The organism is Brevundimonas albigilva (assembly GCF_023573565.1).
Lineage (GTDB): Bacteria > Pseudomonadota > Alphaproteobacteria > Caulobacterales > Caulobacteraceae > Brevundimonas > Brevundimonas albigilva.
Window position 1 is genome coordinate 373,867 of record NZ_CP097649.1, and the last position, 13,147, is coordinate 387,013.

At 72.7% G+C, this 13,147-nt stretch carries 13 protein-coding genes; 6 read left to right on the forward strand and 7 right to left on the reverse strand.

Translation table 11 applies throughout. The features are described from left to right. Positions 1 to 17 precede the first annotated feature (17 nt). A complete protein-coding gene (locus M8231_RS01890; protein ID WP_250202127.1) occupies positions 18 to 1,610 on the reverse strand; it encodes a carboxylesterase/lipase family protein in 1,593 nt (530 codons plus the stop codon). Positions 1,611 to 1,710: 100 nt separating this feature from the next. Here M8231_RS01890 and M8231_RS01895 point away from each other — a divergent pair, with 100 nt between their 5' ends. After that, entirely contained in the window at positions 1,711 to 3,573 is a 1,863-nt protein-coding gene (locus M8231_RS01895; protein WP_249751392.1) for a monovalent cation:proton antiporter-2 (CPA2) family protein, read from the forward strand. Between the two features lie 4 nt (positions 3,574 to 3,577). On the opposite strand, the gene M8231_RS01900 is transcribed toward M8231_RS01895, so the two are convergent. After that, positions 3,578 to 4,225, reverse strand: coding sequence for a DUF4168 domain-containing protein (locus tag M8231_RS01900; protein WP_249751391.1), 648 nt, complete (start codon positions 4,223 to 4,225; stop codon positions 3,578 to 3,580). A 220-nt stretch (positions 4,226 to 4,445) separates the two neighbouring features. Here M8231_RS01900 and M8231_RS01905 point away from each other — a divergent pair, with 220 nt between their 5' ends. Together M8231_RS01905 and M8231_RS01910 are read left to right on the forward strand one after the other, a co-directional pair. Further along, positions 4,446 to 5,477: a phospholipase C/P1 nuclease family protein gene (locus M8231_RS01905; protein WP_250202128.1), complete on the forward strand. Its 1,032-nt coding sequence runs from the start codon at positions 4,446 to 4,448 to the stop codon at positions 5,475 to 5,477. A 5-nt stretch (positions 5,478 to 5,482) separates the two neighbouring features. Then, positions 5,483 to 6,142, forward strand: coding sequence for a DUF1345 domain-containing protein (locus tag M8231_RS01910; RefSeq protein ID WP_250202129.1), 660 nt, complete (start codon positions 5,483 to 5,485; stop codon positions 6,140 to 6,142). Positions 6,143 to 6,151: 9 nt separating this feature from the next. Here M8231_RS01910 and M8231_RS01915 read toward each other — a convergent pair whose 3' ends face one another. Further along, complete coding sequence (locus tag M8231_RS01915) at positions 6,152 to 6,496, reverse strand: DUF1491 family protein (RefSeq protein ID WP_249751389.1); 345 nt, start codon at positions 6,494 to 6,496, stop codon at positions 6,152 to 6,154. 55 nt (positions 6,497 to 6,551) lie between these two features. On the opposite strand from M8231_RS01915, the gene M8231_RS01920 reads away from it, so the two are divergent. After that, the gene (locus tag M8231_RS01920; RefSeq protein WP_249751388.1) at positions 6,552 to 7,424 is read left to right on the forward strand and encodes a hypothetical protein; all 873 of its coding nucleotides are present in this window, start codon (positions 6,552 to 6,554) and stop codon (positions 7,422 to 7,424) included. 60 nt (positions 7,425 to 7,484) lie between these two features. On the opposite strand, the gene M8231_RS01925 is transcribed toward M8231_RS01920, so the two are convergent. Beyond that, entirely contained in the window at positions 7,485 to 9,146 is a 1,662-nt protein-coding gene (locus M8231_RS01925; RefSeq protein WP_284150802.1) for a sensor histidine kinase, read from the reverse strand. Positions 9,147 to 9,307: 161 nt separating this feature from the next. Here M8231_RS01925 and M8231_RS01930 point away from each other — a divergent pair, with 161 nt between their 5' ends. Continuing rightward, the gene (locus M8231_RS01930) at positions 9,308 to 9,748 is read left to right on the forward strand and encodes a SufE family protein (protein ID WP_249751872.1); all 441 of its coding nucleotides are present in this window, start codon (positions 9,308 to 9,310) and stop codon (positions 9,746 to 9,748) included. Between the two features lie 566 nt (positions 9,749 to 10,314). Then, the gene (locus tag M8231_RS01935; protein ID WP_249751385.1) at positions 10,315 to 10,983 is read left to right on the forward strand and encodes a hypothetical protein; all 669 of its coding nucleotides are present in this window, start codon (positions 10,315 to 10,317) and stop codon (positions 10,981 to 10,983) included. 3 nt (positions 10,984 to 10,986) lie between these two features. On the opposite strand, the gene M8231_RS01940 is transcribed toward M8231_RS01935, so the two are convergent. From M8231_RS01940 to M8231_RS01950, 3 genes are all read right to left on the reverse strand, one after another. Then, the gene (locus tag M8231_RS01940) at positions 10,987 to 11,733 is read right to left on the reverse strand and encodes a hypothetical protein (RefSeq protein WP_250202130.1); all 747 of its coding nucleotides are present in this window, start codon (positions 11,731 to 11,733) and stop codon (positions 10,987 to 10,989) included. Positions 11,734 to 11,817: 84 nt separating this feature from the next. Beyond that, a complete protein-coding gene (locus tag M8231_RS01945) occupies positions 11,818 to 12,549 on the reverse strand; it encodes a DUF6456 domain-containing protein (RefSeq protein ID WP_249751383.1) in 732 nt (243 codons plus the stop codon). Then, complete coding sequence (locus tag M8231_RS01950) at positions 12,546 to 12,899, reverse strand: chromosomal replication initiator DnaA (protein WP_250202131.1); 354 nt, start codon at positions 12,897 to 12,899, stop codon at positions 12,546 to 12,548. The genes M8231_RS01945 and M8231_RS01950 overlap by 4 nt, the downstream gene beginning before the upstream one ends. Between the last annotated feature and the right edge of the window lie 248 nt (positions 12,900 to 13,147).

The window sequence follows — 13,147 nt, forward strand, 5'->3', positions numbered from 1 at the left end:
CGACGGGAGAGAAGCCGTCAGCCCTCCCCGCGATCCATGATCCACGGCATCGACCGCCACAGGTCGCAGCGGTGGGCCTGGGCCAGGGCCTGGGTCGGCGCGACGGCGTCGCCCGTCGGCTGGAACACCAAGGCGGTCGGCGCCGCGTCCAGCGGACGCCAGTCCGCCAGCCCCGGCGCGTTCGGCGACAGGGTGCGAACGAAGGCGCCCCAGCGCCGCCGCATGCGCAGGGCCAGGGCCAGCTGATCCTCGTCGAACCGGGCGGACTGCCCGGCGAAGGCGCCGCCGTCGGGCCACAGATAGGCCAGTTCCGCGCTGTGGGCGGCCCCCAGCCGCCACGGCCCCGCGTCCCACATCGGGGGATCGACATCGGCGAACTCGTACAGCCATGTCGGGCCGTGCGCGGCGGCGGCCTGCGCCAGGGCCAGGGTCGCGCAGCCGCCGAAGCCGCGCATGCCGCTGTCGGTCAGGATGCGGCTGATCACCTCGGCGGCGGCCTGCGATCCGACCTCCGCCGGATAGGGATAGGCCGCCTCGATGCGGGCCGCCGACGCCTCGTCCACCAGCCGCCGCAGCCAGGCGCGATAGCCGGCGTGGTCGTAGCCCAGGAAGGCGGGGCCGCCGATGCGGCCTTCCTCGCGCGTCGCGCCGACGATGACGGGGATGGGCGCGCGGCCGCCGCGGACGATCCGGTCCAGCGCCGCCGCGTCGGGCGCGCCGCGGCCGCCGAAATGCGGCGCCGCGAACCCGCCGGCCGCCAGGATCGCCTCGACCGGCCGGTCGCGCAGGCAGGCGACGGGGTCCGCCGCGCCCTCGCAGCCCAGGGCGCGCGCCGTCTCCAGCCCCCGGCCGACGGCGGTCGTCAGGTCGTCGACATCGTGCAGGCAGTCGTCGCTGGACACGATGGCGGCCCGGAACAGCCGCCCGGCCTCCGGGCCCGCCAGCAGGGAGCAGATGACGGTGCCGCCGGCGGATTCGCCCGCCAGCGTCACCCTGGCCGGATCGCCGCCGAAGGCCGCGATGTTGTCGCGAACCCAGCCCAGGGCGGCGGCCACGTCCATCACGCCGTAGTTCCCCGCCCGACCGCCCGCGTCTTCCGCGGCGAAGGCGGGATGCGTCATGAAGCCCAGGGCGCCCAGGCGATAGTTGACGCTGACCACCACGATGTCGCCGTCGCGGGCCAGGGCGGCGCCGTCGTGGTCGTTGGCCGCGCCGCTGACCGCCGCGCCGCCATGGACATAGACCAGGACCGCGCGAGGCGCCGACGCCGGCGCCGAAGGCCGCGCGATGTTCAGGGTCAGGCAGTCCTCGGTCGTCGAGCGGGTGTCGGGCCGGCCGGTCTGGGGGCAGCGCGGCCCCGCGGCCGAGGCGTCGCGCACGCCGTCCCAGGCGACGGGCGGGGCCGGCGCGGCCCAGCGGCGGGCGCCGGTCGGCGGCGCGGCATAGGGCAGGCCCTGGAACCGATCGACGCCGTCGCGGCGGACGCCCCGCACGACGCCCTGCGCCGCCGCCGCCGTGGGCGCCTCGCCCGCCGACGCCTGCGCGGCGGGCAAAGACAGGGCGTTCAGCAGCAGGATCGTGAGGCCCAGGCGGGTCAGGCGTCGCATCATCGGTCGGGCATCGGCCAAACGCGCGCGGGGCGCAAGCGGGGCGCGATGGCAATTCGATCGCTTCGTCCCCACTATCGGGTCGAAGCTTGAGGGGACGCGGATGGCCGAGGCGGCGACGGGACTGGATCTGGGCGCCGCGGCGGCCTTGCTGGCGGCGGGCGTGTTCGCCGTGCCGATCTTTCGCAGGATCGGCCTGGGGTCGGTGCTGGGCTATCTGGCCGCCGGCCTGGCCATCGGCCCGTTCGGCCTGGGCCTGTTCCAGCAGCCCGAGACCATCCTGCACGTGGCCGAATTCGGCGTGGTCATCTTCCTGTTCATCATCGGGCTGGAGATGCGGCCCAAGCGATTGTGGGGGCTCAGGAAGGAGATCTTCGGCTTGGGCGCGGCCCAGGTCATGGCCTGCGGCCTGACGATGACCCTGGCGGCGATGGCGGTGGGCGTTTCGGCGCCGGTCGCCTTCGTCGGCGCGATGGGCTTCGTCCTGTCCTCCACCGCCGTCATCATGCAGATGCTGGAGGAGCGGGGCGAGATCGCCGGCGCCTCGGGCCAGCGGGCGGTGTCCATCCTGTTGCTGGAGGACCTGGCCATCGTGCCCCTGCTGGCCGTGGTGGCGATCCTGGCCTCGGTCACGGGCGTGGCCCAGGAGCACGCCCCGCCGCTGTGGCGGACCGTGGGCTTCGCCGTCCTGGCCGTGGCGGGGGTGCTGGCGGCCGGGCGCTGGGCGGTCAATCCGGTGTTCCGCCTGTTGGCGCGCTATGGCGGGCGCGAGGTGATGACCGCCGGCGCCCTGCTGGTGGTGGTCGGCGCCGCCTGGGCCATGTCGCTGGGCGGTCTGTCGATGGCGATGGGGGCCTTCCTGGCCGGGGTGCTGCTGTCGGAATCGACCTTCCGCCACCAGCTGGAGGCGGACGTGGAGCCGTTCCGCGCCATCCTGCTGGGCCTGTTCTTCCTCAGCGTCGGCATGTCGCTGGACGTGTCGGTGGTGATCGACCAGTGGCGCATCGTCCTGGGCGGGGTGGTCGGCTTCATGGTCGTCAAGGCGGTCGGCATCTATGTCGTGGCGCGCCTGTTCAAATCCACGCACCACGAGGCGATCGAGCGCGCGGCCCTGTTCGCGCAAGGGGGCGAGTTCGCCTTCGTCCTGTATGGCGCGGCGGTGGCGGCGGGCCTGTTCTCGCCGGTCGTGGCGGCCATGCTGACGGCCATCGTCATCCTGTCGATGGCGCTGACGCCCCTGACCACCCTGTTGCTGGGACGGTTCCTGCCCAAGGAAAGCCTTTCGGCCGAGGACGCCGAGGGCGTGGACTTCGCCAAGGACCTGCGCGGCCAGGTGTTGATCATCGGCTTCGGCCGCTTCGCCCAGGTGGTGTCCCAACCCCTGCTGGCGCGCGACGTCGACGTCTCTATCATCGAGAACGACGTGGAGATGATCCAGGCCGCCTCTCAGTTCGGGTTCAAGGTCTATTACGGCGACGGCGCGCAACTGCCGACGCTGCGCGCCTCGGGGGCCGAGGAGGCCGAACTGGTGCTGGTCTGCGTCGACAAGCCCGAGGCGACCGACCGCATCGTCGAACTGGTCAAGCACGAGTTCCCGACCACAAAGGTCATGGCCCGCGCCTTCGACCGGGGCCATTCGATGCGGCTGATCCAGGCGGGGGTCGACTATCAGATCCGCGAGACGTTCGAATCGGCGCTGAAGTTCGGCGAGCGCGCCCTGGTCGAACTGGGGCTTGAGGAGCACGAGGCCGCCGAGACCATCGGCGACGTGCGCCGCCGCGACGACGCGCGGCTGGACCTGCAGCTGACCGGCGGGCTGAAGGCGGGACGCCAGCTGATGCGCGGCAACCTGCCCACGCCGCAGCCGGCCCCCTACATCAAGCCCAAGCGCGAGGGCCGTCTGCTGAACGAGGACGAGGCGGGCCCGCTGGCGCCGGACGCCCGGAGCGAGCCCGCCGAGGCCTGACGCCTTACTGGCTGACGCCCTTTTCGGCGCGCGCGCCGATCAGCTGGGCCTTGGCCTGCAGATAGTCGTCCTGCGACACGACCTGGGCGATGGCGTTGAAGCGTTCGACCTCCAGGCCCGAACCCTGCACGGCGGCGGTCAGCTGGGCGCTCTGTTCGGGCGTGGCCCGGCCGTTCTCGACCTCGGCGGTGACCGCGCGGATCTGGGTCATGGCGGTGACGTAGCGGGTCAGCTCGTCATCGGTGACGCTGGCGGCGGGGGTGCCCGGCGCGGGCGGCGCGGTGTTCAGCACGGCGATGCGGGCCGCCAGTTCGGGGTCGGCGGAAACGGCGGTGGAGATGGCGTTGAAGCGCGTCACCTCCAGGCCCGAACCCTGGATGGCCGCCGCCATCTGGGCCTGCTGCTCCGGCGTCGGCTGGGCGCCGTTCAGGGTGTCGCTGACCGCGCGGACCTGGGCCATGGCGTCGTCGAACTTCTTCAGTTCCTGATCGGTGAAGCCGCCGGGGGCGGGGGTCATGGCGGCGCCGGGCGCGGCGGGAGACGCGGCCGGAGAGGCGGCCGGGGCCGGCGCGGGGGCGTCCTGGGCCTGGGCGGCGCCGGCGGCGACCAGCAGAGAGGCGGAAGCGAGAAGGGCGAGACGGGGGGCGCGCATGGGCGTGTCCTTTTCGGTCTAGCATCCACAGGGCGTCCGACGGACGCCGACGACGCAATCACGTCGTCGCTCCCCGCAGGATGTGGAGCCTTGGATGAACGAAAGAGGGCGGGGAACCCTTCTAACGTAGTTGGCCGAGACGAAATGGCAACGCCGGCGCTCTGGAGGGCGGATCACCTATGCGTTAGATCAGGGTGATCTTTTCCCGGGGTTGCCTTGCATGAAACGTCTCGCCCTCGCCGTCCTGGCGTCCGCCGCCGTGATCGTCGCCGTGGCGGCGCCGGCCGTCACCGTGACCGCCTGGGGCAATACGGGCCACCGGCTGATCGGGGTGGCGGCCATGCGCGCCCTGCCGGACGACCTGCCCGGCTTCCTGCGGACGCCCGGCGCCGTCGCCGACGTGGGCGAGCTGGCGCGCGAGCCCGACCGCTGGAAGGGTGCCGGCCAGCCGCATGACCGCGAGCGCGACACCGCCCACTTCGTCGACATGGACGACCAGGGTCGGGTGATGGACCAACGCGGCATGACCCTGGCCGAACTGCCCCGGCTGAAGTCCGAATACGACGCCGCACTGGCCAAGGCCGGGTTGGATGTGAACGACGCCGGCTGGCTGCCCTACGCCATGATGGACGCCTGGCAGAACCTGGAGCGCGACTTCGCCTACTGGCGCGTGCTGACCGCCGCCGAGGCGCGTGAGACCGACCTGGAGCGCCAGGCCTGGTACCGCGCCGACCGTCTTCGCCGCGAAGCCTTGATCCTGCGCGACATCGGCGTGATGGGCCACTACGTCGGCGACGGCTCCCAGCCGCATCACACCAGCATCCACTACAACGGCTGGGGCGATTATCCGAACCCGGAAGGCTTCACCAACTCGCGCCGCACCCATGCGGTGTTCGAGGGCGAGTTCACCAGCCGGGTCGCGCGCCTGGACGCGGTGGAGGCGGCCATGCCGGCGGCGAACCTGGACGGCTTCGACGTCCGCGCCCGCACCACGGCCTATCTGACCACCACCCTGGGCACGGTTGTTCCCTTCTACCGCCTGGAGAAGGCCGGCGCCTTCGCCGAGGCCGACCCGCGCGGCGGCGCCTTCGTGACCGAGCGCCTGGCCGCCGGCGCGGCCGAACTGCGCGACTGGATCACCGCCGCCTGGCGCGCCTCGGCGTCGTCCTCGATCGGCTGGCCCGCCGTCAAGGTCGCCGAGGTCGAGGCCGGAACGGTCGATCCCTGGCTGTCGATGGTCGGCGAGGACTGACCCTGGTGGCCGGCCGCGCCGCCCTGCTGCGCCTCCACTGGCCGCTGGCGGCGCTGCTGGCCGTCGCCGTCTCCAGTCCGCTGTGGCCCGTGGGCGGCGACCTGCTGATGCGGCTGGCGCTGGGGTGGGACGCGGGCGTGGCGGTCTTTCTGGCGGGGACGCTCGTCCACGTCGGGCGCCACAACACCGCCGCCCAAATCCGGGCGCGAGCGGCGTCGCTGGACCAGGCCGGGCCCGCCATCCTGCCGCTGGCGCTGCTCTCCGCCGGGGCCAGCCTGGCGGTGGTGGCCGGCGAGGGGGTCCGTTCCGGCGGCGCGGCGGGCGCGGCGCTGGCCCTTGCGACGGTGGCGCTGTCGTGGACCTTCGTTCAGGTGATCTTCGCCCTTCACTACGCGCACCGCTTCTACAGCGCCGATGCGAAGGGCGGGGATCGGAAAGGGCTGATGTTTCCCGGCGAACGGACGCCGGACTACTGGGATTTCCTGCACTTCGCCGTCATCATCGGCGTGGCCAACCAGACCGCCGACGTCCAGATCGCCGAGCGCGGGCTGCGGCGGCTGTCGACCCTGCACAGTCTGACGGCCTTCGTCTTCAACACCGTCATCCTGGCCCTGGCGGTCAATCTGGCGGTCAGCCTGCTCAGCGGATCGTCGTCGGCCGGATAGGCCGCCGCGCTAGGGGCGCGGGCCCTGATCGTCCACCTTCTCGGTGATGAAGTGGCGGCCCTGGCGGTCTTCGATCTCGACGACCCACAGGTCCGGATCGTAGCCGCGCTGGCGGGCGATGTAGGCGTCCAGCTCGCTCTCGCTGTCGCTGACGACCGGCTGGATCCACAGCCGGTCGCCGTCGGCGCCGAAGGCTTCGGTGAACAGGCGCGCGGTGCGGGCCGAGGTGTCGTAGGCCTTGACGATGACCGAGCCGGCGCGGTCGTCGCCCTTCTTCACCACGGTGGCGAAGGCGCCGCCGATCTCGGCGCGGCGGATCAGGGCGCTTACCCAAAGGTCGCTGTTCAGAAGCAATTCGCTAACCCTGCTCGGAAACGGAACCCACAGCAGGCGGCGCTAGGGTCGGGGCATGAGGATAGGCCTTTCCCCGCGCGGCGCCAGCCGCCTGATCGCCAGGATTCTGGTCGGCGCGCTGGCCGCGGCCGCGCCGGTCGCGGCCCAGGCCGCGCCGCAGGACCGCTATTACGAGCGCAGCTTCGTGCTGGCGGCCAACCAGCGCTGCGGCCTGTTCCAGCCCCAGGTCTCGGCCGCCCTGAACGCCGCCGCCTGGCAGGCGCGGGGCGCCGCCCTGCGCGCCGGCGCCAACGAGCGCGAACTGTCCGAGACCGCCCGTCGCGCCCGCGCGCGCGCCGCCTCGACCCCGTGCGATTCCGGCGACCTGAAACTGGTCGGCGGACGGGTCCAGCACGCCTTCGCCGGCTGGTCGCGCACCGCGCGCATGACCTTTCCGGGCGATCGGTCCGACTGGGTCGCCAACCGCGGCGCCTACGCCCGCCCGACCTGGCGGCTGATGCAGCAGTCCTCGGTCGGCGCCTCGCCGGTGCGGCTGGGCGTCGTAGGCGGCATGGACCGGGCGGACGTCATGACGGCGGTGGTGTCCTGGCACGGGCGGCCCCGTCCGACGGGCGCGCGCATCGTGCTGCGCGACGCCGCGGTGGCGCCCCAGCCCTGGCTGGCCCGCGACCTGCCGCCCGAGGTCCAGCGCAAGGCCGTCTGGGCCTCCAGCGTCGTCGCCGCCGAGACCGGTCTGCTGCCCGAGGGGCGCGAGGCGGGTCAGGCCTGGCGCTTCCCCGCCGCGGCCGCCGACGCCATCGGCCGGCTGGACCCGCGCGAGGCGGTGGCGGTGGAGTTCGTCTTCCGCGACGGCAGCGTGGCCCGTTCGGTGTTCGAGGCGGGCGACTTCGCCGCCGGCCGCGCCTTCCTGGCGATGGGGCCGGTGTAATTCTCCCTCCCCTTCATAGGGAGGATGATCGAGCCGAAGGCGAGACCGGGTGGGGCGGGGTCAGTCGGTTCGGGCGTTCGGCAGGCGCACGCTGATGGCCGTGCCCTCGCCCAGGGTGCTGTCGATCACGGTGCGGCCGCCGTGCAGTTCGGTCAGGGATCGCACCAGCGACAGCCCCAGGCCCGTCCCCTGCGCCCGCTGGTCGGCGCCGCCGGCCTGTTCGAACGGGCGGCCCAGCCGCTGCAGGTCCTCCGGCGCGATGCCGACGCCCGTGTCGGCCACCGACAGCTCCACCGCGTCGTCCAGCCCCTCCAAGGTGACCGTGACCGATCCGCCCGCGGGCGTGAACTTCACCGCATTGGACATCAGGTTCAGGGCGATCTGCTTGACCGCGCGCCGGTCGGCGACGACGGGCAGCGGCGCCTCGGGCAGGACGCCGGCCAGTTCCACCCCCTTGTCGGCCGCCTGCAGCCGCATCAGGGCGATGGCTTCCGACACCGGATCGCGGGCGTCGAACTCCTCAAGCGCCAGCTGGTAACGGGCGGCGTCGATCTTGGACAGGTCCAGCACGTCGTTGATCAGCGCCAGCAGGTGGCCGCCCGCCTGATGGATGGACTCGGCGTAGTCGGCGTATCGCTCGGGCAGGGGGCCGAACAGGCCCTGGCGCATGATGTCGGAAAAGCCGATCACGGCGTTCAGCGGCGTGCGCAGTTCGTGGCTCATGGTCGCCAGAAAGCGGGTCTTGCCGGCGTTCTGGGCTTCGGCCTCGGCGCGGGCGGCCTCCAGGCGCAGCTCGCGGGCGTATTGGGCGGCGGCGTCGAACGCCTGGGCGGCCAGGCGTGGCGGATCGCCGGGAAGGCGGCGCAGCACCAGGCCGACCCGCCGGTCCAGCGCCTGGCGCGGGGCGAACACCACCTCCGCGTCCTGGCCGCCGGCGGCGCGGGCCAGGGCGGCGGCGACGGCGGGCCGGTCCGGGCCGTGGACGGCCGCCACCAGCCCCTGTTCGACCAGGTCGCGCACCGACAGGGCGGGCGGCGCGGCGCCGTAGGCGGCCAGCACCCGGCCGTCGGCCTCGATCATCAGGGCCAGGCTGGGCTGGCCGTGCAGGAAGGCCTGGGTCTCGGCGGCGGCGGCCAGGGCCTGCCTCTCGCGCTCGGCGCGCGCGGCCCCGGCGATGCGCACCGCCGTGGCCAGGGCGACCAGCGACAGCAGCACCGACAGGGCGGTCAGCGCCGCCATCGGCGGCTGGGGCGGGTTCAGGCCGTTGGAGATCAGTCCGCACACCACCGCCAGGGCCGAGGCCAATCCGCCGACGTGCGTCAGCCGGTCCTCGCCGAAACGCGGATGGTCCAGCGCGATCCCCGCCGCCAGCGGCAGGGCGACCAGGCCGGGCGCGGCCCCGCCGACCCCGCCGGTCAGGCCGGCCGCCGCCCCCGTGGCCAGGGCCCAGAAGCACAGCAGGCCCAGCCGCACGGGCGGATCGTCGCGCCACATCAGCAGCAGGCCCGCCACCCCCGGCGCGGCCATGATCAGCAGGGCCGCCGGCGTCGCGCCTTCCGCCACGGGCTGGGCCCACTGGCTCAGCATGGCCAGAAGCGCCGACCCCACCGCCCAGGCCGCGTGCCACAGGGCCAGGGCCTGGGGCCCCGTCAGCCATCCGCCCCCGCGCGCGCGGGCGGCGCGGGCCTGAAGGTCGGTGGAAGGGCTGGCGACGTGGGTCAATCAGGAATCCGGCGCATGAGGTTCGGCCAGATTACGCCTGCGGGTGCGGCGAGGCGAGGGCGCTCGCCCGTGGGGCGACCACCCTGGGGTGCGGCCGGGGCGGAAAGCTGGGGATGGCCGGCCCGGTTGTCGTTAACGCGCGCCCGGCCTATCTGGCCCGGATGACCCAGAGCGCCCGCACCGTGCCGACCGATTCGCTGGATCAGGTCCTGTCCGATCTGGCTGAGGACTTCGACCTGCTGGGCGACTGGGAACAGCGGATCGAATACGTCATCGAACTGGGCAAGGGGCTGGCCCCCCTGCCCGAGGCCGCGCGGACCGAGGCCAACAAGGTGCCGGGCTGCGCCGCCCAGGTGTGGCTGGCCGCCACGCGCGATCAGGACCGGCTGTGGTTTGACGCCGATTCCGACAGCGCCCTGTCCAAGGGCAACATCGCCCTGCTGTTGAAACTCTATTCCGGCCGCACGCCCGCCGAGATCCTCGCCTTCGACGCCCGCGCCGCCCTGGACCGGCTAGGGCTGCCGTCCGCCCTGACGCGCCAGCGCGCCAACGGCCTGAACAGCATGGTCGGCCGCATCAGAGAGGCGGCGCTGGCGGGGTGAGGCGGCGATTAGACGGGCCGATTTCGATCCGTCGCGCGGGCCGCCCCCAAGCGTACCCGGTCACGCCCCCGCTGATGGCCCCTAGCAACCCGAGCCAATGACCGTGCGACACCTGCGTTAGAGCCAGGAGCAGTAAAGGAATGATAGCGCCAGCTGCCGCGCCGATCACGCTGTAGGCATTTTGGTTCTCCCACCCTAGCCGCCTAAGCAGCGCGGCGACTGGCAACCCAATGATAGTCGCCGAGACCAACACGATAAGAAGCGATACCAGGAAGGGCAGGACAATCAGGCTGGTCGCTTGCCACGGCCCGTAGGCGCCCTGCACCACCTCCGGAAGCATCATCGTTGCTAGCCCAATGGTGAAAAGCGAGGGGAGAGCCGCGCCTGCAAGCGCGCCGAGGAAAACTGCCTTCGCGAACCGTCGCATGTCCTAGCTAGATCACGGCGCTCCGGCCGCGGCAAGGCGGTGTTGCGTGCGGGCAGGCAGCACCTTGGCGGGGTGACCCGGCGTTGAAACCAGTGTGAAGGTCTGCGAGGCTGACGTCGCGCATCCGCCGGAGGACGCCTTGGACCTGCTCAAGATCCTGCGCTCCTTCGAGGAGTTCATCTTCGAGGCCACCAGCTGGCTGATCTTCTATCCGATGACGCTGTGGCGCGTGGTGCGCGATCCGCTGGCGGCCATGGAATATTCGGATCGCGAGCAGGGCGATCCCGAAGAGCGCCGCTACGACGACGCCCTCAGCCCGCCGTTGTTCCTGCTGGCGACCCTGGTGCTGGTCAACCTGGTCGCCCTGGCGGCCCATGTGCCGCCCCCGCCCGAAGCCTCCGAGGCGATGAAGGCGGTGGCGGCGTCGCCGCAGAATCTGATCCTGTTCCGCTCGCTGGCGTTCAGCCTGATCCCCCTGGTCGCCGCCGCCAGCCTGCTGCACCGGCAGGGGCGACGGATCAGCCGCGAAACCCTGCGCGCGCCCTTCTACGCCCAGTGCTACCTGGCGGCCCTGTGCGCCGCCAGCGTCTCGATCGGCACGGTGGTCTTCCAGAGGCCGGAACTGCCCAACGCCGTGGGCGCCGCCATCATCGCCGGCGGCTTCCTCTGGTTCCAGGCGGTCCAGACCGCCTGGTTCCGCAGGCGGCTGGCCGTCGGCTGGGTGAAGGCCGCCCTGCTGGGCCTGTGGGCGACGGTCCGGGCGCTGGCCTATCTGCTGGCGCTGCTGATCCCGATCGCGATGCTGTAGGCGTCAGTTGTAGGGGTTCATCTCCCGCACCTGGCCGGACGCCGAAACCGTGCACAGCGACCGGTATGAGCCCGTCGCCATGGTCAGTTCGAACTCGCCCCGGCCCAGGTCGCGCACGCCGATCGGCACGCTGGAGCCGTAGGGGCGGTTCTGGAACTCATCGGCGCGACGCGCGCAGGCCTGGCGGGCGGCGTCCGGGGCGCCCCGCACCCAGCTGCTGTTGGAATGGCGACGGTTGCTCGCCTCGGCCTCGCCCGCCAGATAGCCCTCGTGATAGCCCTCGGTCTCGTGACGATCGTCATAGTCGGCGCCGTAGAGGGCCGCCTGGTAGCCGCGCTCATATTCGCTGTCGTGCTGATCGCTGCGATCGTGGCGGCGGCTGTTGTGGGCGGCCAGGGCGGCGGCCAGGCCGACCAGGGCGACGCCCGCGACGACCGCGCCCGTGTTGGAACCGGAAGAGCGGCCGGACCCGCACTCGCGTCGTCCCGCCTGGTTGATCGAGGCGTAGCGGCCGTCGCGGGTCATGATGGCGACGCACTCGTCGCCGCGCCGCCAATAGGTCAGGCGGCCGCCCGCCACCACCTCCGATCGGTCCGTGGCCTGGTATCCGCGTCGGTTCAGCTCCGCCTCGGCCTGTCCCGCGCGGGCGTCGACCAGGTCGCTGAGCGCCGACGGGGTCTGGGCGACCGCGGGCAGGGCGGCGCACAAGGTGACGGCGGCGACGCCGGCGGTGAGGAAGCGCGAAGGCATGGCGAAGGCTCCGGGGCCGGTCCGGCCCCAGCGACCGGTCCTCAGGCGAACGCCGGCCAGCCTATTTGGTTTCGCAAAGCATTGTTAGGCTTCATCCTTCACCCCTCCGATCCCGTAATGCTCGGCCAGGGCCTGAAGGCCCTGCTTCAGCAGCGTCTTGCCCTGGCGGCGGCGCAGGCCCAGGCCCGTCTCGGCCAGCTTCAGGCTGTCGCCGTGGACGCAGATGCGGCTGACGATGGGGCGCAGGCGCGGGCCGACGGCGGTCAGGGCCTGGTCCACCCGGCGCGCCGCCGACAGGACCCGCTCGCCCGGCTCGATCCGCGCGGCCGTGCCCGAGGCGGCCCGGGGCAGGGCGTCCCAGCGCATGGTCAGCGAGGCGCCGCCCGCCGCCCGTTCGGCGTCCTGGCGCAGCCGCTCGCCGGCGGCCGCCTCGGCCGGGGTCAGCCACGGCCGCCCGGCCGCATCCTTCCTGCGGGCCAGCCAGGCGACGGGGCTTTCGCCCAGATTGGCGGGCAGGGACGCCAACCGGCCGTCGGCCTGGATCACCGCGCGCGTCCCCGCGATCACGCCGGGACGCCCCGGCGGGGGCGGGGCGGCGTCCGCTTCACCGGCGGGGCGCGCCGTCCAGCCGCCCTCGGGCCGGGCGCGCAGGCCGGGCCGATCGACCAGGGCGAGGAACTCGGCCTCGGTCAGGCTCAGATTGACCCGCGCGCGCCGGTCCGGCCCCAGCCGCAGGCCGTAGCCGGCGCCCTCCACGCCCAGCCAGGCGCCCGGCCGCGCCAGCAGGCGGCGCGCCCGCTCCACCGCGCGGCTCATTGCGCCAGCTCGCAGCGCGGGGCCTGGTAGAGCGCCTGGATGCAGGTCTCCAGTTCGTTCAGCAGGTCGTCGATGGCCAGGCTGTCGCGCGCGTCCTCGGCCCAGCGACAGGCCGCGCCCGCCGTCGCCCGGTTCAGGCCGAACACATGACCGACCCTCTCCAGCGTCCAGCCGAAGGCGACGTGCGACAGGTACATGGCCAGCCAGCGCGCCTTGGACGTGCGCGGATCCAGCCGCCCGCCGCCGATCATCCGGTCCGGTCGCGCCCCCGTGCGCGCCGCCACCAGATGCATGGCCACCCCGGCCCGCACCCGGTCCTCGGCGCTGACCGGCACCCTGTATTCCTCCATCGCAAAACGCCTCCGTCTCGAACATCCAGGGCGCCATCTTACCGGGGCCGGCGCCTGTAATAGGAAAATCATCCTATCTCGCGTCAATATCGGACGTGGAGCCTTGCGTGACTTGGGGTTGCGATCGGGGCGAAAGGCGGCCTGGGCGGCGGGGGTTCGAAATCATGGTTAATAAATTTCGAATCGTTGACTCGCGACTCTCGACGCCGATTCGCAAATCAGCCTAGGATTCGACTCAATCGGATGGC